Origin of the sequence: Streptomyces sp. NPDC002680, from assembly GCF_042889145.1 — a bacterium.
Lineage (GTDB): Bacteria > Actinomycetota > Actinomycetes > Streptomycetales > Streptomycetaceae > Streptomyces > Streptomyces adonidis.
Genome location: NZ_JBIAQP010000027.1, coordinates 64,461 through 84,653, shown reverse-complemented (window position 1 = coordinate 84,653; position 20,193 = coordinate 64,461). Strand labels below are relative to the sequence as shown.

Annotated in this window: 19 protein-coding genes; 10 read left to right on the top strand and 9 right to left on the bottom strand. The window is 71.1% G+C overall.

What is annotated here, in order from left to right; all coding sequences use genetic code 11:
* Nucleotides 1-45: 45 nt before the first annotated feature.
* Nucleotides 46-1,389 (bottom strand): SWF or SNF family helicase, encoded by a 1,344-nt coding sequence (locus ACFYXF_RS47320; RefSeq protein ID WP_389359728.1) that lies wholly within the window; start codon nucleotides 1,387-1,389, stop codon nucleotides 46-48.
* Entirely contained in the window at nucleotides 1,386-4,238 is a 2,853-nt protein-coding gene (locus tag ACFYXF_RS47315) for a DEAD/DEAH box helicase (RefSeq protein ID WP_389359726.1), read from the bottom strand. Before ACFYXF_RS47315 ends, ACFYXF_RS47320 begins: the two co-directional genes overlap by 4 nt.
* Before the next feature lie 250 nt (nucleotides 4,239-4,488).
* Here ACFYXF_RS47315 and ACFYXF_RS47310 point away from each other — a divergent pair, with 250 nt between their 5' ends.
* Together ACFYXF_RS47310 and ACFYXF_RS47305 are read left to right on the top strand one after the other, a co-directional pair.
* On the top strand, nucleotides 4,489-5,541 hold the full coding sequence (locus ACFYXF_RS47310) for an acyl-CoA desaturase (RefSeq protein WP_389359724.1): 1,053 nt from the start codon (nucleotides 4,489-4,491) through the stop codon (nucleotides 5,539-5,541).
* Between the two features lie 105 nt (nucleotides 5,542-5,646).
* The gene (locus ACFYXF_RS47305) at nucleotides 5,647-5,829 is read left to right on the top strand and encodes a hypothetical protein (RefSeq protein WP_389359722.1); all 183 of its coding nucleotides are present in this window, start codon (nucleotides 5,647-5,649) and stop codon (nucleotides 5,827-5,829) included.
* Nucleotides 5,830-5,920: 91 nt separating this feature from the next.
* Here the strand turns inward: ACFYXF_RS47305 and ACFYXF_RS47300 are convergent, their stop codons facing one another.
* From ACFYXF_RS47300 to ACFYXF_RS47290, 3 genes are all read right to left on the bottom strand, one after another.
* Complete coding sequence (locus tag ACFYXF_RS47300; protein ID WP_389359720.1) at nucleotides 5,921-6,844, bottom strand: hypothetical protein; 924 nt, start codon at nucleotides 6,842-6,844, stop codon at nucleotides 5,921-5,923.
* A 136-nt stretch (nucleotides 6,845-6,980) separates the two neighbouring features.
* Nucleotides 6,981-7,277, bottom strand: a complete 297-nt coding sequence (locus ACFYXF_RS47295; protein WP_389359718.1) for a hypothetical protein — start codon at nucleotides 7,275-7,277, stop codon at nucleotides 6,981-6,983.
* Nucleotides 7,278-7,409: 132 nt separating this feature from the next.
* Nucleotides 7,410-8,009, bottom strand: coding sequence for a class I SAM-dependent methyltransferase (locus ACFYXF_RS47290; RefSeq protein WP_389359716.1), 600 nt, complete (start codon nucleotides 8,007-8,009; stop codon nucleotides 7,410-7,412).
* A 152-nt stretch (nucleotides 8,010-8,161) separates the two neighbouring features.
* Here ACFYXF_RS47290 and ACFYXF_RS47285 point away from each other — a divergent pair, with 152 nt between their 5' ends.
* From ACFYXF_RS47285 to ACFYXF_RS47255, 7 genes are all read left to right on the top strand, one after another.
* A complete protein-coding gene (locus ACFYXF_RS47285) occupies nucleotides 8,162-8,938 on the top strand; it encodes an MHYT domain-containing protein (protein WP_389359714.1) in 777 nt (258 codons plus the stop codon).
* Between the two features lie 36 nt (nucleotides 8,939-8,974).
* Nucleotides 8,975-11,506 (top strand): nitrate- and nitrite sensing domain-containing protein, encoded by a 2,532-nt coding sequence (locus tag ACFYXF_RS47280; protein ID WP_389359712.1) that lies wholly within the window; start codon nucleotides 8,975-8,977, stop codon nucleotides 11,504-11,506.
* Complete coding sequence (locus tag ACFYXF_RS47275; protein WP_389359710.1) at nucleotides 11,503-11,940, top strand: roadblock/LC7 domain-containing protein; 438 nt, start codon at nucleotides 11,503-11,505, stop codon at nucleotides 11,938-11,940. The genes ACFYXF_RS47280 and ACFYXF_RS47275 overlap by 4 nt, the downstream gene beginning before the upstream one ends.
* 22 nt (nucleotides 11,941-11,962) lie before the next feature.
* Nucleotides 11,963-12,376, top strand: a complete 414-nt coding sequence (locus ACFYXF_RS47270) for a DUF742 domain-containing protein (protein WP_389359708.1) — start codon at nucleotides 11,963-11,965, stop codon at nucleotides 12,374-12,376.
* Nucleotides 12,377-12,560: 184 nt separating this feature from the next.
* Nucleotides 12,561-13,166 carry an ATP/GTP-binding protein gene (locus ACFYXF_RS47265; protein WP_389359706.1) on the top strand — a complete coding sequence of 202 codons (606 nt, stop codon included), beginning with the start codon at nucleotides 12,561-12,563 and terminating at the stop codon, nucleotides 13,164-13,166.
* Between the two features lie 121 nt (nucleotides 13,167-13,287).
* A complete protein-coding gene (locus tag ACFYXF_RS47260) occupies nucleotides 13,288-13,701 on the top strand; it encodes a roadblock/LC7 domain-containing protein (protein WP_389359779.1) in 414 nt (137 codons plus the stop codon).
* A gap of 126 nt (nucleotides 13,702-13,827) precedes the next feature.
* Nucleotides 13,828-14,883: a DUF6397 family protein gene (locus ACFYXF_RS47255; protein ID WP_389359704.1), complete on the top strand. Its 1,056-nt coding sequence runs from the start codon at nucleotides 13,828-13,830 to the stop codon at nucleotides 14,881-14,883.
* A gap of 16 nt (nucleotides 14,884-14,899) precedes the next feature.
* Here ACFYXF_RS47255 and ACFYXF_RS47250 read toward each other — a convergent pair whose 3' ends face one another.
* On the bottom strand, nucleotides 14,900-15,769 hold the full coding sequence (locus ACFYXF_RS47250) for an acyl-CoA thioesterase (RefSeq protein ID WP_369030039.1): 870 nt from the start codon (nucleotides 15,767-15,769) through the stop codon (nucleotides 14,900-14,902).
* Between the two features lie 19 nt (nucleotides 15,770-15,788).
* Nucleotides 15,789-18,302 (bottom strand): DEAD/DEAH box helicase, encoded by a 2,514-nt coding sequence (locus ACFYXF_RS47245; RefSeq protein WP_389359702.1) that lies wholly within the window; start codon nucleotides 18,300-18,302, stop codon nucleotides 15,789-15,791.
* 145 nt (nucleotides 18,303-18,447) lie between these two features.
* On the opposite strand from ACFYXF_RS47245, the gene ACFYXF_RS47240 reads away from it, so the two are divergent.
* Entirely contained in the window at nucleotides 18,448-19,242 is a 795-nt protein-coding gene (locus ACFYXF_RS47240; protein WP_389359700.1) for a metal-dependent hydrolase, read from the top strand.
* A gap of 35 nt (nucleotides 19,243-19,277) precedes the next feature.
* On the opposite strand, the gene ACFYXF_RS47235 is transcribed toward ACFYXF_RS47240, so the two are convergent.
* On the bottom strand, nucleotides 19,278-19,535 hold the full coding sequence (locus ACFYXF_RS47235) for a type B 50S ribosomal protein L31 (RefSeq protein WP_389359698.1): 258 nt from the start codon (nucleotides 19,533-19,535) through the stop codon (nucleotides 19,278-19,280).
* 102 nt (nucleotides 19,536-19,637) lie between these two features.
* Complete coding sequence (locus tag ACFYXF_RS47230; protein ID WP_389359696.1) at nucleotides 19,638-20,108, bottom strand: DUF5709 domain-containing protein; 471 nt, start codon at nucleotides 20,106-20,108, stop codon at nucleotides 19,638-19,640.
* Between the last annotated feature and the right edge of the window lie 85 nt (nucleotides 20,109-20,193).

Genomic DNA, 20,193 nt, shown 5'->3' with positions numbered 1-20,193 from the left:
CGCTCCACGCGCGCGTGCCGCTGGACCGGCCCCCTTCCAGGGTCTTCAGGGAGACTCCTCCGGGGCCATGTGCTCCAGCGACGCCAGCGCGGTCGCCGGGTCCTGAGCCGACCGCCCGGAGGGCATCCAACGGCCGCCCTCCTTCCGGTACGGCCACCAGCGGCCGTCACGCCCCAGGCGCAGCTGGCTGCCCGCGCCGACCACCGTCCACCGGTTGCGCGTCGCCCGCAACGCCGGCCGCCCGCCCTCGTCCCAGGCCGAGTCGAGGGCGGCACGCGCGCGTGCGAGTTCCTCGCCCCCGACGGCCCACTCCTCCTCCAGGACCGACAACGCCGCCGTACCGCCCGACAACCAGGCGCGGACGGCGGACGCCAACTGTTCCCGGGTGCGGCCGGACCCCTCCGCGAGCCGGTCCGAAACGGCTCCCGAAGGGCTGCCCACGGCCAACCGGACGGCGTCCTGAGCCACCGTCAACTCCGCCTCGACCGGCCGCCGGTCATGACCGGACCCGAGCGCCTCGGCAAGCAGCCGATGCGCCTCCACGGCCGTCCGCGCGGCCAGGAACTCCAGCGCACCCGCGTCCACCCCGCGCGCGGGCGGAGCCTCGGTGTCCAGTGCCGGCGGTATCCCGGGCACGTCGGGCAGCCGGGGCAGGTCGGGCAGCGCGGGGAGGATGTCCCCGGCCGCGTACGCCTCGGCCGCGTCCACACCCGCCGGCTCGGCGGGACCGTCGGCAGGTGCGGCGCCACGGTTCTGTACGGCGTTCAGCAGGGAACGTTCGCCGCGCCCCCGCATCAGCAGCAGGACGAACGGGTCCTGGTCCAGCAGTCGCGCGACCTGGTAGCAGAGAGCCGCCGTATGACCGCAGTGGTCCCAGGCGCCGCAGTCGCACTCCGGCTCCAGATCGCCCATGCCGGGCAGGAGTTCGACTCCGGCGGCGGCCGAGTCCTCCACCAGGTGCGGGGGCATCTCCCGGTCTAGCAGGGCCGCGATATGACCGGCCCGCTCGACGGCCATGTCCAGAAAGCGGTCCCACTGGTCGTCGGACAGCTCCTGCAGCAGGACGTCGGAGCGGTGCGTGGTGCGGTCGGGGTCCTGGACGACGGCGGTGATGCGTCCCGGGCGCACCGACACGGCGCCCACGGCTCCCGCGCGCGCGAGCCGACGGCCCGCCCGCACCTGTTCGGAGTCCAGCGCCGCGTCCTCCAGCGACTTCAGCCAGGCACGGCCCCACCACGTCTCCGCGAAACCGCGCCCCGGTGGCGGAGGCAGCGCGGCGAACGTACGTTCCGGGTCGGCGCCGGACGCATCGTCCACGTACGCCTCGCCGTCGTGGTCGTCACCGTTGTGCGCGTCCCTGTTGTGCTCGTCAACGCTGTGCTGATTCATCGTGCGCCCCCTCGCAGCCGCACCAGGTCGGCCAGTTCGGTGTCCGTCAGTTCCGTGAGCGCGGCCTCGCCGGAGCCGAGCACCGCGTCGGCCAGTGCCTGCTTGCGGTTCAGCATCTCGGCGATGCGGTCCTCGATCGTGCCCTCGGCGATCAGCCGGTGCACCTGCACGGGGCGGTTCTGGCCGATGCGGTACGCGCGGTCCGTGGCCTGGGCCTCGACCGCGGGGTTCCACCAGCGGTCGAAGTGCACGACATGCTCGGCCCTGGTCAGGTTCAGGCCTGTGCCCGCGGCCTTCAACGACAGCAGGAAGACGGGTACTTCACCCTCCTGGAAACGCTCCACCATCGCCTCGCGTTCCGCGACGGGCGTGCCGCCGTGGAGGAACTGCGTGGGCACTCCGCGTGCCGCCAGATGCCGCTCCAGAAGCCGCGCCATCCGCACGTACTGGGTGAAGACCAGAACGCTCGCCCCCTCGGAGAGGATGGTGTCGAGCAGCTCGTCCAGCAGCTCCAGCTTCCCGGAGCGCCCCGCGATCTTCGGCCGGTCCTCCTTGAGGAACTGCGCCGGATGGTTGCAGATCTGCTTCAGGCCGGTCAGCAGCTTCACGATCAGCCCGCGCCGGGCCATGTTGTCGGCGCCGGAGATCTCGGCAAGCGTCTCCCGCACCACGGCCTCGTACAGCCCGGTCTGCTCCTTGGTGAGCGACACGGCACGGTCGGTCTCCGTCTTCGGCGGCAGCTCGGGAGCGATACCCGGATCCGACTTGCGCCGCCGCAGCAGGAACGGGCGCACGAGCCGGGCGAGGCGCTCAGCGGCGGCCGGGTCCTGACCGTCCTCGACGGACTGCGCGTACCGCGAGCGGAAGGTGCCGAGTCGGCCCAGCAGCCCCGGGGTCGTCCAGTCGAGGATCGCCCACAGCTCCGACAGGTTGTTCTCCACCGGAGTGCCGGTGAGCGCCACGCGTGCGCGTGCACCGATGGTGCGCAGCTCCCGGGCCGTCTCCGAGTACGGGTTCTTGACGTGCTGCGCCTCGTCCGCCACGACCATGCCCCACGGCACCTCGGCCAGCCGCCGCGCGTCCAGGCGCATCGTCCCGTAGGTGGTGAGCACGAACTCGCCGTCGGCCAGGGCCTCCAGACTGCGCCGCGACCCGTGGAAGCGCCGGACGGGCGTACCGGGCGCGAACCGCTCGATCTCACGCTGCCAGTTGCCCATCAGGGACGTCGGACAGACGACGAGGGTGGGTCCCGCCGCCGACTCTTCGGTCTGCCGGTGCAGATGCAGCGCGATCAGGGTGATCGTCTTGCCGAGACCCATGTCGTCGGCCAGACAGCAGCCGAGCCCCAGGGAGGTCATCCGGGCGAGCCAGTTCAGGCCCCGCAGCTGGTAGTCGCGCAGGGTCGCGGCGAGAGCGGCCGGCGGATCGACCGGGTCCTGTGCCTCCGGATCCGAGATACGGTCCCGCAGGGCCGCCAGCCACCCGGTGGGCCGCACCTCCACCTGGCGCCCGTCGACCTCCGTCGAGCCCGTCAGGGCGGCGCTGAGGGCGTCGACCGGCGTGACCTTGCGGTCCTGCTGCGCGTGGGCGCGACGGACCTCCCCGGGATCGACGAGGACCCACTGGTCGCGCAGCCGCACCACGGGACGGTTCGCCTCGGCGAGCCGGTCCAGCTCCTCGCGAGTGAGCTGCTGGTCGCCCAGGGCGAACCACCAGTTGAAGGCGAGCAGCGCGTCGGCGGAGAGGAACGACGGAGTGTCCGACAGCACCTTGCCGGGGCTCGTGTCGTCGTCGGGCGGGCCTACGACCGCACGGGCCGTCAGCTTGCGGGCCAGCTCCTTGGGCCAGTGCACCTCGACCCTGGCGGCGGACAGTGCGCGGGTGCCCTCCCCGAGCAGCTCCGTGACCTCTTCGGCGGCCAGTTCGACGGCGTCCGGCACGGCCGCCGAGAGCAGGGGCGTCAGCGGCGGCCAGGTCCGGGCCGCGCGGCGCAGCGCGAGCAGGGCGTCCATCCGCGCGCGCGGGCCGAAGGCGCCGGTCCCGGACCACACCTCGGCCGCGTCCGCGACGAGCCTGGGCTCGCTCACGCTGTGCACCTGGAGCACGGCCCGGAAGCGGAGAGCCGTCTCGTCCGGCTCGGCGGACGCCAGTCCCGGTACCTCGATCCGCAGCGAGATCCGTACGCCCGCGTCGTGCCCGGCGGCGACCTCGGCGGCCCACGCGCGCTGCTCCGGCACGTGCTGCGGCTCGCTTACCGCGTACGCGGCCCCGCCCGTGGCGAGCGCGGCAGCGGGGGAGCGGGGCAGCGCATCGGCCACCGCGTCCAGGAAGGCGCGCAGCAGCCGCTCCGGGTCGGGCAGCCGGTGCGGCTCAGTGCCCTCCAACGGCACGGCGTGTGCGTCCGGGGGCATCGCGGCGGCGAGTTCGCGAACGCGCTCCACGTCCGGCGCGCCCAGCGGACCGGCCCGCCAGGCGTCGTGATCCGTCGCGGACAGGCCGGGCAACAGCAGCCCGCGTGCGGCCAGTTGGAGGGCGAGAACGGCGGCCGTACCCCAGAACGCCGTCGCCCGATGGGCCTGCGCGGCGGCACGCGCGCGCGTGAGGACCGGCAACGCGGCACGCACCGGGAGCAGGACGGCGGTCACTTGCGCTCGCTCGACACCGTGGTCGCCCGGCAGGACAACGGTCAGCTCGTCGACGGTTCCGGCGGCGACGGTGGGCGGTGTGTCGCCGTCGGGCCGCCAGAACGCGACCGTGCCGGTGCGGGCCGGATCGGCGGGCACGAACACGGCACAGCAGCGGGCCAGTTCGGAGATCTCGGAGGGTGTTGCCGCGGGAATCCTCTGCACAGCGATGGCCGCATTCCTCAAATTTGACTACTGGGGTCCGGGTCGCCGAGGGTACAGCACCCCGAAGGCCAACCCGGTATGGCTGAGTCATGACCCAGGTCACTTTGCCGAAGGGGTGTCATCAACCCCCTCAAGGCGGCGGGGATTTCCCCCGCACGGACACGGGTGGTGGCGCCATGGTCGCCAAGGGTGTCCGCTTCGTACGTTTCCTCAGGTCAGCCCGATGCCCGAAGAGAGCCGGAGACCGACCATGTCCCAGACCGCCGCCCTTGCCGCCGATCCTCCGGGGTCACCCGCCGCGCAGTCCGGCGGCAGCGACTTCGCCCCGCTCCTGCGCACCATCAGGGGGCAGGGCCTTCTGGAACGGCGGCACACCTGGTACGCCCTCGGCATCGTCGGCAACCTGTTCGCCCTGGCCGGCATCGTCACCGGAATCGCGCTGATCGGCAGCTCCTGGTGGGTCCTGCTCCTCGCTCCGCCGCTCGCCGTGTTCTGCGCACGCACCGCCTTCACAGCCCACGACGCGGGCCACGCGCAGATCACCGGCAACAGGGCCGTGGGCCGTGCCATCGGCCTGATCCACGCCGATCTGCTGCTGGGGATGAGCTATTCCTGGTGGATCGACAAGCACAACCGCCACCACGCCAACCCCAACCACATCGACAAGGACCCCGACGTCGTCGCCGACGTCCTGGTGTTCACCTGCGAACAGGCACGGCATCGCACCGGCTTCCGGCGCTGGCTCACCCGCAACCAGGCCTGGCTCTTCTTCCCGCTCACCCTTCTCGAAGGCATCTCCCTGAAGATCTCCGGCTTCAGGGACCTGCGCCGACAGGCGCCCCGGGAACGGGCCGTGGAAGCCGTGCTCCTGGTGACCCACGTCGCCGCGTACACGACGCTGCTGCTGACCTCCCTCTCCCTCGGCCAGGCACTCGCCTTCGCCGCCGTCCACCAGGCCCTGCTCGGCCTCCATCTGGGCCTGGCCTTCGCGCCCAACCACAAGGGCATGGAGATGCCCGACCCCGACGGCGAGCGCTGGGGTCATCTGCGCCGCCAGGTGCTCACCTCGCGCAACGTCCGTGGCAGCGCCCTGACCGACTGGTTCCTCGGCGGCCTCAACTACCAGGTCGAGCACCATCTCTTCCCGAGCATGCCCCGCCCGCATCTGCGGCTCGCCCAGCCGACGGTGCGCGCCTACTGCCGTGAGATGGGTATTCCCTATACGGAGACGGGGCTCGTCGACTCGTACCGGCAGGCCCTGCGTCACATGTACGAGGTGGGAGAGCCCCTCAGGGGCATCTAGGGGTCACGTATCAGGGACGTCTCAGGGTCGTGGTCCGGAACCGTGGGAAGCGCGGACCCGTTTTCAGAGCAGAGAGCGGCAGTGGCCGCGAAGGAGGCGACACTCATGTCGAGGAACGCGAAGATCGCCGCAGGGGGCGTGGCAGCCGGGATCATCCTGTTGATCTGGCTGCCGTGGTGGGCTGCGCTGCTGATAGTGCTGGGAGTCCCGGCGGCCGCCTATCTCACGCTGGACCCCGCACAGCGGCGCAGGCTGCGCCGTGTCTCACGCAAGGAGATCGGCCGCTGAGGCGCCGCGATCCGGTGCCGCCCGCGCCCCACCCCGGCTGACGCCCCGACCCGCTGAACTCCGCCCGGAGCCACAGGTGTCCGGGCGGGGCTCAACTGGGGCGTACGGCCATTTTGTCGAGCGCTTCGAGGAGACCGGGCAGCTCCGGGCCCCGGCCCACCGGCAGCACCTCTCCGGGTTCGTCGTCGAGCAGGACGAAGGCGATGTCGTCGGTCCTGGCCACCATCGACCAGCCGGGACCGTCGGCGCGCAGCGTCCGCGCGTCGCCCGGAGCGAAGGAGGAGCGGACGCGGCCGAGGGGCGGAGGTGTCTCCACGTACGCGCGCGCCTCCGCGAGGACACGCCGGATCCCGGCACGGGGCCGGTTCACGGCGCCTTCGGTCCGGTTCGCGGTGTCCTCGGCCGGGTCGGCCGCCTCCGCGACCTGGTTCGTGTCCGCCTCGGCCCGGTCCGGCTCGCCCCTGGACGCCTCGGGAGCATCGGGTGTCGCGGACCCACCGCCAGGAGGGGCGAAGTCCTCGTCGCTGAGCTGCTCCCGCCAGGTCGCCCACTGAAGCGCGATCTCGTCGGCGCCCAGACGCCGCTGGGCCGGGCCCCAGGTGGTGGTGTCCGGCGGAGCGAGCGGTGGGCGGTCCGTGAGTTCGGGGCCCGGGTCGTGCGGGGCGGGCACATCCGGAGCCGCGACAGCGACCGCGAGAGGCCAGCCCGGCAGGGCGGCGACGACCGTGTGCTCCTCCGGCGACAGGTCGTACTCCATTCCGCAGTCCCACGAAGCGATCGCGACCGCGACCAGGGAGACGTCGTCGATGACCACCGTCCACCGCGCGCCGTCGCCGTCCTGGCCGAGCACCAGCCCGTACCCGTCGGCGAACGGCGCGAGGCCGAGCGCCGCACAGGCCTCCGGATAGTCGTCGCCCAGCACGCTCGGGAACTGCGCGGGTGTCAGCAGCACCGCCGTGAGCACATAGAGCGCGTCGTCCTCGGCGGCGACGGCCTCCTCGTCCGTCTCTGCCATCCCAGCCTCCCCATCGGTTCGTCCATCGGCGCGCACCCTAATCCGAGCGGAAGGCCCTTGTCACGACTCCCACCCCACGCGGAGCTGCTGTTTTCCCACCGGACGGGGAGGAATCGACCGGATGTGCCCGCTTCGGTCAGGCTGCCGGGAGTCCCAGGAGATCCCGGGCCACCGTCCGTGGTGACTCGTCGCGCTCCCTGGCCAGCGCGATGACGGCACGGCACGCCAGCTCGTTCACCCCGAACGACAACGCCTCCGGGGACACCCAGGCCACGGCCTCGTCCATCCGGTCCTGGTCGTCCTCCGCGCACGCCGACACGTACACGGCAGCGGCCTCGAAGAGATTGTGCGTGCGCCTCTCCTGCCCCGCGCTCACTTCCGAGCGCCAGGAACGGAGAAATCTGGTGAACGATTTATGGATTCCGCCGAACATGTGGACCACCCTCCCCCTGTGTGGTTGCCATGGTTGATCGTTCATCTGCTCCTACCAACGTAGGGTTGGAGTTCCGGCGGCAGAAGAGGGCATGCGCGGGTGAAGGGCTCCGTACGCCGTTGACGGCGCGGGTCAGACCGGCCGGACAGCCAGCGCCAGGAACCGGGCGTCCTCGTCCACGTACGACGTCATGCGCCACCCGGAACGGGCCAGGAGCGGACCGAGGTTGGGCTCCGCGCGCAGGTCCTCCGGGGTGATCCGGCGACCCTGCCGGGCGGCCAGCGCGGCCCTGCCGATCGGGTGGAACAGCGCCAGGATGCCGCCGGGGCGCACCACGCGCGCGAATTCCCGCAGGTTCTCGGCAGGGTGTGGCAGATGTGCGATCAGGCCCGCCGCGAACACCGCGTCGAGCGACTCCGAACGCAGGGGAAGGGCGGCCACGTCGGCGAGCAGCAACTGCCCGTCGAGGCCCCGTCCGGCCTGCGCCGCCTCCTCCAGCATGGCCGGAGTCAGATCCGCTCCCAGGACCACTCCCGAGGGCCCCACGGCGGCACGCAGCGGCGTCAGGGCCCGTCCGGTGCCACAGCCCGCGTCCAGTACCCGAGCGCCCTCGCGCAGCCCCAGCTCGGCGACCGCGGCGGCGTAGGCGGGCCCGTCGTCGGGGAACCTGTGGTCCCAGCCGGCCGCGCGGGCGGTGAAGAATTCCTGGACGTGTGTGTGGTCGTCGCTCATGTTCCGCATGATCCCGCACAGACGCGAAACACCTCACGGCGCGCATGTTCGAGCCGGACGCGATCGTTCAGACGCAGTTCCCTGTCATATTTCACTACCTTTCGAAATGCGCCCCCTTCGTGCTCCCGTGCCCCCACTAGCGTCCCGTGGTCATGGGACACCTGGACCACGCGGCCTTCGGCTGGCTGACCCCCGTACTGTCATACGCAATGGCCTGCATGGGCGCCGCCCTCGGGCTGCGCTGCACCGTCCGGGCGCTCGGCGCGACCGGACGCTCGCGCCGCAACTGGCTCGTCACCGCGGCCTCCGCGATCGGCACCGGCATCTGGACCATGCACTTCGTGGCCATGCTCGGCTTCAGCGTCGGCGGCACCGACATCCGCTACAACGTGCCGCTGACCATCCTCAGCCTCCTCGTCGCCATGGCCGTCGTCTCCACCGGGGTCTTCGCCGTCGGCTACGGGCACGACCGCGCCCGCGCGCTCTTCGTCGGCGGGCTCACCACCGGGCTGGGCGTGGCGAGCATGCACTACCTCGGCATGGCCGCGGTACGGCTGCACGGTGACGTGAACTACGACCCGGCGCTCGTCGCGCTCTCCGTGGTGATCGCCGTCGTCGCGGCCACCGCGGCACTGTGGGCGGCGCTGAACATCAAGTCGCCGATCGCGGTGACCGTCGCCTCGCTCGTCATGGGCGCGGCGGTCAGCAGCATGCACTACACCGGGATGTTCGCGGTGCACGTGGACGTCACGCCCTCCGGCGAGGTGCTGCCCGGGGCCACGGCGATGCAGTTCATCTTCCCCCTCGCCGTCGGCCTCGGGTCCTATCTCTTCCTGACCTCGGCGTTCGTCGCGCTGTCACCGACGGCCGGGGAACGCCAGGCCTCCGCGTCCGCCCAGCGACCGGTCGAGAGCGTCGCTGCCCGCTAGAGGCACGCCCCGAACCACACCACGAGCGAGGAGGCCATGCGTACACCCCGTAGGACCCCCAGAGCCGACGCCGGGACGGCGACTCCGCCCCCGGTGCGCGGACGCCGCGCACACGCCGGTCCGCCGGCCGACGAAGGCGCCGAGGAACCCCTCGGAGCCCTGCCCGACGAGATACCCACGCGCGCGGGACGCCGTCGCATGCGGCCGGGAACCGTCCGCGCCAAGATCGTCTGCCTTCTGATGGTGCCGGTCGTCTCCCTGCTCGCGCTGTGGGCGTACGCCACCGTCACCACGGCCCAGGACGTCGCCCGGCTGCGGCAGTTGCAGCGCGTCGACTCCCAGGTGCGTGCCCCCGTCGCCGCCGTCGTCGCCGCGCTCCAGGCCGAACGCACGGTCGCCGTACGCCACGCCACCGATCCGGCCGCCGTCCCCGGCATCGACCTCAGGACCCACGGCGAGCGCACCGACCGGGCCGTGGCGAAGCTGCGCCTCGGCGACCGCAACACCGTCGCCGACGGTGAGGAACTCCCCGCAGGAGTCGCGGACCGCCTGGAGACCTTCGTCGTCGGCGTCGAACAACTGCGCGCGCTGCGGACCTCGGTACTCGACCGCCGTACCGGATGGGCCGAGGCGTACGCGCAGTACACCAGGACCATCTCGGCGGCCTTCGCCGTGGGCGGCGCTCTCACCGGCATCCAGGACGCCGAACTCGGCTCCGACGCGCGCGTACTGCTCGAATTCGCCCGCGCCGGAGAGGCGCTGGCCCAGGAGGACGCCGTTCTCGCCGGGGCGCGGCTCACCGGGGGCCTCGACGGACAACGGCTGCGGCTGTTCATCGGCGCCGTCGACACCCGCCGCACCCTTGTCGAAGCCACCGCCCCGGACCTGCGCGGCCCGGAACGGGCCACCTGGCAGAACCTCGCGACAAGCAGCGCGTACGCCGCTCTGGCAGCCGCCGAGGACAAGGTGCTCGGCGCCCACCCCGGCGTCAGGGCGATCGCCGCCGCGCCCGAAGCCGTCTGGACGAAGGCACACGCGCGCGTGCAGGGAGGTATGCGGGCCATCGAGGCGGACGCGGGCCACGACGTCGCGGACCGCGCCGACCCCTTCACCCGGGGCCTGCTCAGCCCGGCCGGCGCCGCGGTGCTGTTCGGCCTCGCCGCCGTCGCCGCGTCCCTGGTGATCTCCGTACGCATCGGACGCGGCCTCGTCGTCGAGCTGGTGAGCCTGCGCAACAGCGCCCTGGAGATCGCCCGCCACAAGCTCCCGCATGCCATGCTGAGACTGCGCGCGGGAGAAGAGATCGACATCCGCGCAGAGGCGCCCCCGGGACCACCCGCGGAGGACGAGACCGAACAGGTCGCGGAAGCCCTCGGCACCGTGCACCGCGCCGCCCTGCGTGCCGCCGTGGAACGCGCGGAACTGGCCAGCGGCATCTCAGGCGTCTTCGTCAACCTCGCGCGCCGCAGCCAGGTCCTCGTCCACCGCCAACTGAACCTCCTCGACAGCATGGAGCGCAGGTCCGACGACCCGAACGAACTCAGCGACCTGTTCCGGCTCGACCACCTCACCACCCGTATGAGGCGCCACGCCGAGAGCCTGATCATCCTCTCCGGAGCCGCACCCGGCCGGGCCTGGCGCATGCCGGTCTCCCTGACGAACGTCGTCCGTGCCGCCGTCTCCGAAGTCGAGGACTACGCGCGCGTGGAGGTGCGTCAGTTCCCCGAGGCGTCCGTCTCCGGCGCCGCCGTCGCCGACCTCACGCATCTCCTGGCGGAGATCGTCGAGAACGCCGCCCAGTTCTCGCCACCGCACACCAGGGTGCGCATCACCGGCGAACCGGTCGGCAACGGCTATGCCGTGGAGGTCGAGGACCGGGGGCTCGGGATGGGCAAGGAGACCCTCGCCGAGGCGAACCGCCGCATCGAACAGTCCGAGGCGCTCGACCTGTTCGACAGCGACCGGCTCGGCCTCTTCGTCGTCAGCAGGCTCGCCGCGCGGCACGACATCAAGGTGCACCTGCGGACCTCGCCCTACGGCGGCACCACCGCGGTCGTCCTGCTGCCCACAGCACTGCTGCACAGCGGCGCGGCGGAACGGGCCCCGCGCGCCGCGATGGACCGGGAGCGTGCCGAGGAACGCGAGTACGCGCGCGTGCCCGCCGCTGCCCCGCCCCAGGAACCGGTCCGGGCATCGGCGGACCGCCCCGCACTGGTGGCCCCCGCGCAGACCGCGGCGGAGAACGCCCCCGAGCCCCCACCTCCAGGAGTCACCGCCCTGCGGCTGCACCGACCGCCCGAGGACCCCGGCGACGCGGAGGAGTCCGACGACCTCCCACGGCGCGTCCGGCAGGCGAACCTCGCCCCCCAACTGCGCGAACAACGCCCTGAGGAACCGGCCCGGACCACAGGGGCCCGGAGCGACGACAAGCGCACCCCCGAGGCCGTACGGGACCGCATGACGGCCTACCGCGACGGCTGGGTGCGCGGCGGCGGCAGGTCACCCGGCCGTGGAGCCGCCCCGGGCCCCGGAGCGGGCAGAGACAGCAGCGAAGGAGACCGCACATGATCAAGGACCCGGGCACCAGGGCGGAGCGGCGGTCCGGCGAACTCGACTGGCTGTTGGACGACCTCGTGCTGCGCGTCGGCGAAGTCCGGCACGCGGTGGTGCTGTCCAACGACGGACTGGCGGTGGGTGCCTCCACCGACCTCAGGCGCGAGGACGCGGAGCACCTCGCCGCGGTCGCCTCCGGCTTCCACAGCCTGGCCAAGGGGGCCGGCCGGCACTTCGGCGCCGGAGGCGTGCGCCAGACCATGGTGGAGATGGACGACGGCTTCCTTTTCGTCGCCGCCGCGGGCGACGGCTCCTGCCTCGCCGTCCTCACCGCCGCGACCGCCGACATGGGACTGGTGGCGTACGAGATGGCACGGCTGGTGAAACGCGTGGGCGAGCACCTCCGCACAGCGCCCAGAGCAGCGGCGCGCCCGCCCGCCGCCGGATGAGGCGAGAGGGCGGTCCGCACAGATGACCGAGGACACGACAGGCACCCTGCGGGAACCGGGCAGCCAGTGGTACGACAACGAGGCCGGGCCCCTCGTCCGCCCCTACGCCATGACGGGCGGACGCACCAAACCCGGCCCCACAGGGGTGCGCTTCGATCTGATCGCGCTTGTCACGCTCGACCCGGGCGCGCCCAACATGGACGACGACACGGCGCTCGGCCCAGAGCACCGGGCCATCATCGACCTGTGCCGTACGGAGACACAGTCGGTCGCCGAACTCGCCGCGGGCGCCGACCTCCTCGTAGGGGTGGTGAGGGTGCTGCTCGGCGACCTCCTGGAGCTGGGCCGCGTCACCGTCAGCCGCCCCGTGCCGCCTGCGCAACTGCCCGACGAACGCATTCTGCGCGAGGTGATCGAAGGACTGAGGGCGCTGTAGAACCGTGGACGAGAGACGCGGAACACACGGACCAGGCCGAGTTGTGCACCCTTCCTGGCACCGAACAGGCGCGAGCCGGTCACATCGGGCTAATTGCGGTCCAACCGCTCGTAACGAAACGGCAGTTGTCATGATGAGAACGATGGACGTCGACCGTTGCCGGCACTCCCGAGAGAAGTGATCGATGGTCTCCGAGCACTCCGACGCCACGGACGACGAGACGTCCGCGCTGGCGTTGAAGATACTGGTCGCCGGTGGATTCGGCGTGGGCAAGACCACCCTGGTGGGCGCGGTCAGTGAGATCAGGCCGCTGCGCACCGAGGAACTGCTGAGCGAGGCCGGTCAGTTGGTGGACGACACCGACGGCGTGGACCAGAAGGTGACGACGACCGTCGCCATGGACTTCGGCCGCATCACCATCCGTTCGGGCCTCTCCCTGTATCTGTTCGGTACGCCGGGCCAGGACCGCTTCTGGTTCCTGTGGGACGAACTGTCGCAGGGCGCCCTCGGCGCCGTCGTCCTCGCGGACACCCGCAGGCTGGAGGACTGTTTCCCCGCCGTGGACTACTTCGAGCACCGGCACATCCCGTTCGTGGTGGCCGTCAACTGCTTCACGGGCGCTCGCGCGTACGGCGCCCAGGACGTGTCGCGCGCCCTCGACCTGGACCAGGGCACGCCCGTGGTGCTCTGCGACGCCCGCGACCGCGCCTCGGGCAAGGAAGTGCTGATCAGACTGGTCGAGTACGCCGGGCGGATGCACACGGCCCGGCTGCTCGACTCGGTGAGCTGACGACGGCTACGCATCTCCTGTGCCCTGCGCCCGTCCTGCTTGCTCGCGGGACGGGCGTGGGGAAGGCTGACTGACCGGATCCTTCGGCTTGGAGGACCTGCCGCACGGGGAGATCAGAAACATGGCACAGAACCAAGGACTTGGCTGGCTGCTGGACGATCTGACCGAGCGTGTCCAACACATACGACATGCGCTGGTCCTGTCGAACGACGGGCTGGTGACAGGCGCGAGCACAGGACTTCGCCGTGAGGACGCCGAACATCTCGCCGCCGTGTCGTCGGGCCTGCACAGCCTGGCGAAAGGCTCGGGACGCCACTTCGGCGCGGGCAAGGTACGTCAGACGATGATCGAGTTCGACGACGCGGTGCTGTTCGTCACGGCGGCCGGCACCGGCAGCTGTCTGTGCGTACTCAGTGCCGCCGAGGCCGACATCGGCCAGATCGCCTACGAGATGACACTGCTCGTCAATCGAGTCGGCGAACACCTCGACGTGGATGCCAGGCAACCCGAGCAAATTCCGTTATCGGACTCCTGACCTGCGAATACGGCACTCCGGCGAGAGTTATCCACAGGCTCGCACGGTCGGCGGCCGAACCGGCTACGTTTTTCCCGAGGCCGGCGCACAAGGCGCTGGCCAGCCACTCCACGGGGGAGACCGATCATGTCCGGCGTCAGCATCACGAAACCCGCCCAGACCGCCGCCGCACCGGCCACCGACACGCTCCGCTCCTCAGGAGCGCCCTTCGCACCGAGCCGTGCCGCACGCGAACTGGGTTTGAAACGACGAGAGTTCGACCTCGCGGTCCATCTCGGGTGTGTGCGGACCGTTCCTGACGAAGGGGGCGGCGGCCGACGCGTCGGACGCGACGAGATCGACAGGCTGCGCAACGACGAGCACTTCCCGGAAACACTGCGCGAACGCGTGCGGGCCGTGGGCACGGCGGAGGGCGCGACGCTCATGGATGTGACGCCCACCCGGTTCACCCGCCTCGCGCGGCTGGGCCTGGTGACGCCGGTGGCCTTCTACCTCAACCGCTACCGGGCCGTGGTCTGGCTGTATCTCGCCGACGAGCTACGACAGTTCGCCGCGGGCAAGGACACCGTCCCGCTGCTGACCGGCCGCACCTCCCAGGACCAGCGCGACAAACTCGCGGAAGGCCTCGACCTGCGGCCCCGCAACTGGCGCGGGCGACAACTGGGATTCCTGCTCCGACCGGCCGACGATCCATGGGCACGAGCCGCGGTCGTGGCGTCCTTCATCGACCCCGCCCAGGTCGCGGAGATCGTCAACGACCCCTACGAACGCGCTCACTTGAACCGCTTCCGGCCGGATCAGCCGGCCCACGGCGCACCGGGTTCACCCACCGCCCGGCTCGCCGAGCGGATCATGACGGCGGACGATCCGGACGAGATCGGCTGGCTCCGCGCAGAACTGACCGGAACCCTGGCCGAGGCCCGCGACCACCGTCCCGCACCGCGCCCGAGGTCGGAGCAGGCTCCGTCCCCGCACGGCAGCCAAGTCCAGGAGTACGTCCGGCCCGTGCCTCCGCAGCACGACAGCCGACCCGAGACAGCCGAGCGACCCAGGACACCGGAGGCAGCCGAGCAACCCGGGGTGCCCGACACGGCAGTGCGAGCACGCGGCCTGCTGGGTCGTCTGCGCGGCAGAGGCTCGCGACCCGCCCGTGACCGGGGCAAGCGCCCCGCGCGGGTCTGAACAGGGGCGGGACGCCTCAGCCGAGCTTTCGGAACAGGCCTTCCTGGACGACGGAGACGAGCAGCCTGCCCTCGACGTCGTAGATCCGGCCACGGGCCAGTCCGCGCCCGCCCGTGGCGATCGGCGACTCCTGGTCGTACAGGAACCACTCGTCCGCCCGGAACGGCCGGTGGAACCACATGGCGTGGTCCAGCGAGGCCATGTCGAAGGTCCGGGGGCCGAACAGGGGCTCCACCGGAAGGCGTACGGCGTCCAGCAGCGTCATGTCGCTGGCGTACGTCAACGCGCATGTGTGTACGAGCGGATCGTCCCCCAGCGGGCCGACCGCACGCATCCACACCGCGCTGCGCGGCTCCAACTGCTGGACCTCCTCCGGGGTCCAGAGCAATCGGTCCACATAGCGGATGTCGAAGGGCTGACGGCGCGCCATACGCTCGAACTGCTCGGGCAGCGCGCCGAGATGCTCCTTGATCTCCTGGGTGACGTTCGGCAGGGACTCCGGATCCGGGACCTTCCGGGCCGGCGGCAGCTGATGTTCGAAGCTGCCTTCCTCGGGCTTGTGAAAGGAGGCGGTGAGATTGAAGATCGTGCGGCCCTGCTGCACGGCCGTGACCCGACGGGTCGTGAACGACCGGCCGTCACGCACCCGTTCGACCTGGTACACGATCGGCACGCCCGGCCGTCCCGGGCGCAGGAAGTACGCGTGCAGCGAGTGCACCGGACGCTCGCCGTCCGTGGTGCGCCCGGCGGCGACCAGTGCCTGGCCCGCCACCTGGCCGCCGAAGACCCGCTGGAGGGATTCGTCGGGGCTGCGGCCACGGAAGATGTTGACCTCGATCTGCTCCAGGTCAAGCAGGTCGACGAGTCTCTCGGCTGCGTTCGTCATGGGTGCGATTCTCCTGTGCTCACAACTGGCCGACGGCGGTGACCTTGACGACGGCACGGCCCTCCGCGTCGGAGGCCACGAGGTCGACCTCCGCGCTGATGCCCCAGTCATGGTCGCCGTTCGGGTCGGCGAAGGTCTGACGGACGCGCCACAGCCTGTTCTGCGGCTCCTCCTCGATCATCAGCAGCCGGGGGCCGCGGGCGTCGGGGCCGGTGCCGAGGTCCTCGTACTCGTCCCAGTACTTGTCCATCGCCTCGCCCCACGCGTCGGCGTCCCAGCCGGCCTCCGCGTCCAGTTCGCCCAGGGCCTCCACCTGGTCGAGCGCGGCCAGCTCGACGCGGCGGAACATGGCATTGCGGACCAGGACCCGGAAGGCACGCGCGTTGGCGGTGACCGGCTTGACCTGGTCGGCCTTCTCCTGGGCCTCCTCGGCGGTCATCACCTCCGGGTTGGCGAGCTGCTCCCACTCGTCCAGGAGGCTGGAGTCGACCTGGCGCACCATCTCGCCCAGCCAGGCGATCAGGTCCTGGAGATCCTCGGACTTGAGGTCGTCCGGGACGGTGTGGTCGAGGGCCTTGAAGGCACCGGCGAGGTAGCGCAGCACGATGCCCTCGGTGCGGGCCAGCTCGTAGTGGGACACCAACTCGGTGAAGGACATGGCCCGTTCGTACATGTCACGGATGACGGACTTGGGGGAGAGGGGATGGTCACCGACCCACGGATGGCTCTTGCGGTACGTGTCGTACGCGTGGAAGAGCAGCTCGTCCAGCGGCTTCGGGTACGAGACGTCCTGGAGGCGCTCCATGCGCTCCTCGTACTCGACGCCGTCCGCCTTCATCGCCGCGACGGCCTCACCGCGCGCCTTGTTCTGCTGGGCCGCGAGAATCTGGCGCGGATCGTCCAGCGTGGACTCGACCACGGACACCATGTCCAGCGCGTACGACGGCGACTCCGGCTCAAGAAGCTCGAACGCGGCCAGCGCGAAGGTGGACAGCGGCTGGTTGAGCGCGAAGTCCTGCTGGAGATCCACGGTCAGACGCACGATGCGGCCGGTCGCGTCCGGCTCGTCCAGCTTCTCGACGACACCGCCGTCCAGCAGCGAGCGGTAGATGGCGATCGCGCGCCGGATGTGCCGCAGCTGCTGCTTGCGCGGCTCGTGGTTGTCCTCCAGCAGGTGCCGCATCGCGTCGAAGGCGTTGCCGGGGCGGGCGATCACCGACAGCAGCATCGTGTGGGTCACCCGGAAGCGGGACGTCAGCGGTTCCGGATCGGAGGTGATCAGCTTGTCGAAGGTGCTTTCCGTCCAGCCGACAAAACCCTCGGGCGCCTTCTTGCGGACCACCTTGCGGCGCTTCTTCGGGTCGTCGCCCGCTTTGGCCAGCGATTTCTCGTTCTCGATGACGTGCTCGGGCGCCTGCGCGACGACGAAGCCCGCCGTGTCGAAGCCAGCGCGGCCCGCCCGGCCGGCGATCTGGTGGAACTCACGTGCGCGCAGGGTCCGTACACGATTGCCGTCGTACTTCGTCAGCGCCGTGAACAGCACTGTGCGGATGGGCACGTTGACGCCGACGCCGAGCGTGTCCGTGCCGCAGATGACCTTCAACAGGCCTGCCTGGGCCAGCTTCTCGACCAGGCGGCGGTACTTGGGAAGCATGCCGGCGTGGTGGACGCCGATGCCGTGCCGGACGTAACGGGACAGGTTCTGGCCGAACTTGGTGGTGAAGCGGAAACCGCCGATCAGCTCGGCGATCCTGTCCTTCTCCTCGCGGGTGCACATGTTGATGCTCATCAGCGCCTGCGCCCGCTCCACCGCCTGCGCCTGCGTGAAGTGCACGATGTAGACGGGCGCCTGCCGGGTCTCCAGCAGCTCCGTCAGTGTCTCGGTCAGCGGGGTCAGCTTGTACTCGTACGACAGCGGGACCGGGCGGGTCGCCGAGCGGACCACCGAGGTGGGACGGCCGGTGCGGCGGGTGAGGTCCTTCTCGAACATCGAGACGTCGCCCAGCGTCGCCGACATCAGGATGAACTGCGCCTGCGGCAGCTCCAGGATCGGGATCTGCCAGGCCCAGCCGCGGTCGCCCTCGGCGTAGAAGTGGAACTCGTCCATCACGACCTGGCCGACATCCGCCTGCTTGCCGTCGCGCAGCGCGATGGACGCCAGTACCTCGGCCGTGCAGCAGATGACGGGGGCGTCGGAGTTGACGGAGGCGTCGCCGGTCAGCATGCCGACGTTCTCCGTGCCGAAGATCTTGCACAGCTCGAAGAACTTCTCCGAGACCAGCGCCTTGATCGGGGCCGTATAGAAGGTGACCTCGTCCCGGGCCAGCGCCGCGAAGTGCGCACCCGCCGCGATCATGCTCTTGCCGGACCCGGTGGGCGTCGACACGATCACGTTCGCACCCGAGACCACCTCGATCAGCGCCTCCTCCTGGTGGGGGTAGAGCGTGAGACCGCGCTCCTGGGCCCACGACTCGAAGGCTTCGTAGAGGGCGTCGGGGTCTGCGGTCTGCGGCAGCTGATCGATGAGTGTCACGCCCCCATCTTGCCTGTGATCCCAGGTGATGGGGGAATCGGATGCCGGCCCGAAGATCACGGCCGCTACGCTGTGTCGCCGACGGAGCGTCAGCGCACCCGGTCAACTGGACAGCGGCGTACGAGGAATAGGGCGGAAAACGGCCATGATGGGACCAGCACACTCACTCTCGGGGGCCGCTGCCTGGCTCGGTGTCGGAGCCGCCGCTGCGGCGGCCGGCAAACCGATGCCCTGGCCGGTCGTCCTGGTCGGTGCCCTGATCTGCGCCGGAGCCGCACTCGCCCCGGACCTCGACCACAAGGCGGCGACCATCTCGCGGGCCTTCGGACCGGTCTCGCGGGGCCTGTGCGAGATCGTCGACAAGCTCTCGTACGCCGTCTACAAGGCGACGAAGAAGCAGGGCGACCCGCGTCGCTCGGGCGGGCACCGGACGCTGACGCACACCTGGCTGTGGGCGGTCCTCATCGGTGCGGGTGCCTCCGTCGCCGCGATCACCGGGGGGCGCTGGGCGGTCCTCGCCATTCTCTTCGTGCACATCGTGCTCGCCATCGAAGGCCTGCTGTGGCGGGCGACCCGCGGCTCCAGTGCCGACATCCTGGTCTGGCTGCTGGCGGCGACCAGCGCCTGGATCCTGGCCGGTGTCCTGGACAAGCCGGGCAACGGCGCGGACTGGCTGTTCACGGACCCGGGGCAGACCTACCTGTGGCTCGGGCTGCCGGTCGTGCTCGGCGCGCTGGTGCACGACATCGGGGACGCGCTGACGGTGTCCGGCTGCCCGGTGCTGTGGCCCATCCCGATCGGCCGCAAGCGCTGGTACCCGCTCGGTCCGCCGAAGGCGATGCGGTTCCGCGCGGGCAGCTGGGTCGAGCTGAAGGTGCTCATGCCGGCGTTCATGTTGCTCGGGGGAGTGGGCTGCGCGGCGGCGCTCAACTTCATCTGACGTCCAGGTACGGAGCCCCTGGCGGGGCGGCCCGCTCAGCCTTGGCCGTCCCCGCCGCCGTACCGGCGTTCGAAGGCGGCGACGCGGCCCTCGGTGTCCACCGTCCGGGCCTTGCCCGTGTAGAACGGGTGGCTCTCCGAGGAGATCTCCACATCCACGACCGGGTACGTCTCGCCGTCGTCCCAGTCGATGGTCTGCTCGCTCGTCGCGGTCGACCGGGTCAGGAACGCGTATCCGGCGACCCGGTCGCGGAAGACGACCGGGTGGTAGTCGGGCTGCTTGTCCTGCTGCATGGATGTTCTCCTTGCTCGGAACGCTCGGAACGCTCGGAACGCTCGGAACGCTTGGTTCAGTCGGGCGGTCGGCCCCGCGGGGCCCTTGGGCAGGCCGGGCGGTCAGCCGGACAGGGAGTCCTCGTCGACGATGTGCATCGCGGCCTCCTCTGCCGAGGCCGCGGCGCCGTCGATGCCCACGTCGGTGGCGATCAGCCCGCTCTCCTCGTCCTCGTGCGCGCCCTCGTTGGGGGCCACCAGTCGGCCGGAGCGGGCGGCGCCCACCTCGTTGTCCAGCGGCTCGCCGTCCGTGCCCGCGCAGTCGCCGATGCCGTCGCCGTCCGATGCCGCGATGTCCGGAAGTTCCTCGGCGAGCCGCTGGTCCAGGGTCTCGCCCTGCCGGCGTTCCGCCGCCGTCACACCGGAGCGCTCCACTGCCCAGGGCCGGTCCGGAGGGGACCAGCCACGGTCGAGGGGGTCAGTGACCCCGTCGGTGACCAGGGTGTCCTCGCCGTCCAGCAGGCCCGCGTCGTCCTGTACCTCGGATCCGTCGGGCTGGTAGACGTCGTCTCCCCATCCCTCGTCACTGTCCACGGGTACCTCCAGGTGCGTGGGGACCGGCCCCGGCGCCGCCCGCGGGGGCGGGCGGACGCTTCCAGCGTTCCACCCACCGTCGGGA

What these genes read in the sequence shown, in the direction of transcription:
- ACFYXF_RS47295 (WP_389359718.1), bottom strand. Translation starts at nt 7,277, where the DNA reads ATGTTCGGCGGAATCCATAAATCGTTCACCAGATTTCTCCGTTCCTGG.
- ACFYXF_RS47240 (WP_389359700.1), top strand. Translation starts at nt 18,448, where the DNA reads ATGATGGGACCAGCACACTCACTCTCGGGGGCCGCTGCCTGGCTCGGT.
- ACFYXF_RS47275 (WP_389359710.1), top strand. Translation starts at nt 11,503, where the DNA reads ATGATCAAGGACCCGGGCACCAGGGCGGAGCGGCGGTCCGGCGAACTC.
- ACFYXF_RS47310 (WP_389359724.1), top strand. Translation starts at nt 4,489, where the DNA reads ATGTCCCAGACCGCCGCCCTTGCCGCCGATCCTCCGGGGTCACCCGCC.
- ACFYXF_RS47320 (WP_389359728.1), bottom strand. Translation starts at nt 1,389, where the DNA reads ATGAATCAGCACAGCGTTGACGAGCACAACAGGGACGCGCACAACGGT.
- ACFYXF_RS47270 (WP_389359708.1), top strand. Translation starts at nt 11,963, where the DNA reads ATGACCGAGGACACGACAGGCACCCTGCGGGAACCGGGCAGCCAGTGG.
- ACFYXF_RS47250 (WP_369030039.1), bottom strand. Translation starts at nt 15,769, where the DNA reads ATGACGAACGCAGCCGAGAGACTCGTCGACCTGCTTGACCTGGAGCAG.
- ACFYXF_RS47235 (WP_389359698.1), bottom strand. Translation starts at nt 19,535, where the DNA reads ATGCAGCAGGACAAGCAGCCCGACTACCACCCGGTCGTCTTCCGCGAC.
- ACFYXF_RS47285 (WP_389359714.1), top strand. Translation starts at nt 8,162, where the DNA reads ATGGGACACCTGGACCACGCGGCCTTCGGCTGGCTGACCCCCGTACTG.
- ACFYXF_RS47290 (WP_389359716.1), bottom strand. Translation starts at nt 8,009, where the DNA reads ATGAGCGACGACCACACACACGTCCAGGAATTCTTCACCGCCCGCGCG.
- ACFYXF_RS47300 (WP_389359720.1), bottom strand. Translation starts at nt 6,844, where the DNA reads ATGGCAGAGACGGACGAGGAGGCCGTCGCCGCCGAGGACGACGCGCTC.
- ACFYXF_RS47280 (WP_389359712.1), top strand. Translation starts at nt 8,975, where the DNA reads ATGCGTACACCCCGTAGGACCCCCAGAGCCGACGCCGGGACGGCGACT.
- ACFYXF_RS47260 (WP_389359779.1), top strand. Translation starts at nt 13,288, where the DNA reads ATGGCACAGAACCAAGGACTTGGCTGGCTGCTGGACGATCTGACCGAG.
- ACFYXF_RS47255 (WP_389359704.1), top strand. Translation starts at nt 13,828, where the DNA reads ATGTCCGGCGTCAGCATCACGAAACCCGCCCAGACCGCCGCCGCACCG.
- ACFYXF_RS47305 (WP_389359722.1), top strand. Translation starts at nt 5,647, where the DNA reads ATGTCGAGGAACGCGAAGATCGCCGCAGGGGGCGTGGCAGCCGGGATC.
- ACFYXF_RS47265 (WP_389359706.1), top strand. Translation starts at nt 12,561, where the DNA reads ATGGTCTCCGAGCACTCCGACGCCACGGACGACGAGACGTCCGCGCTG.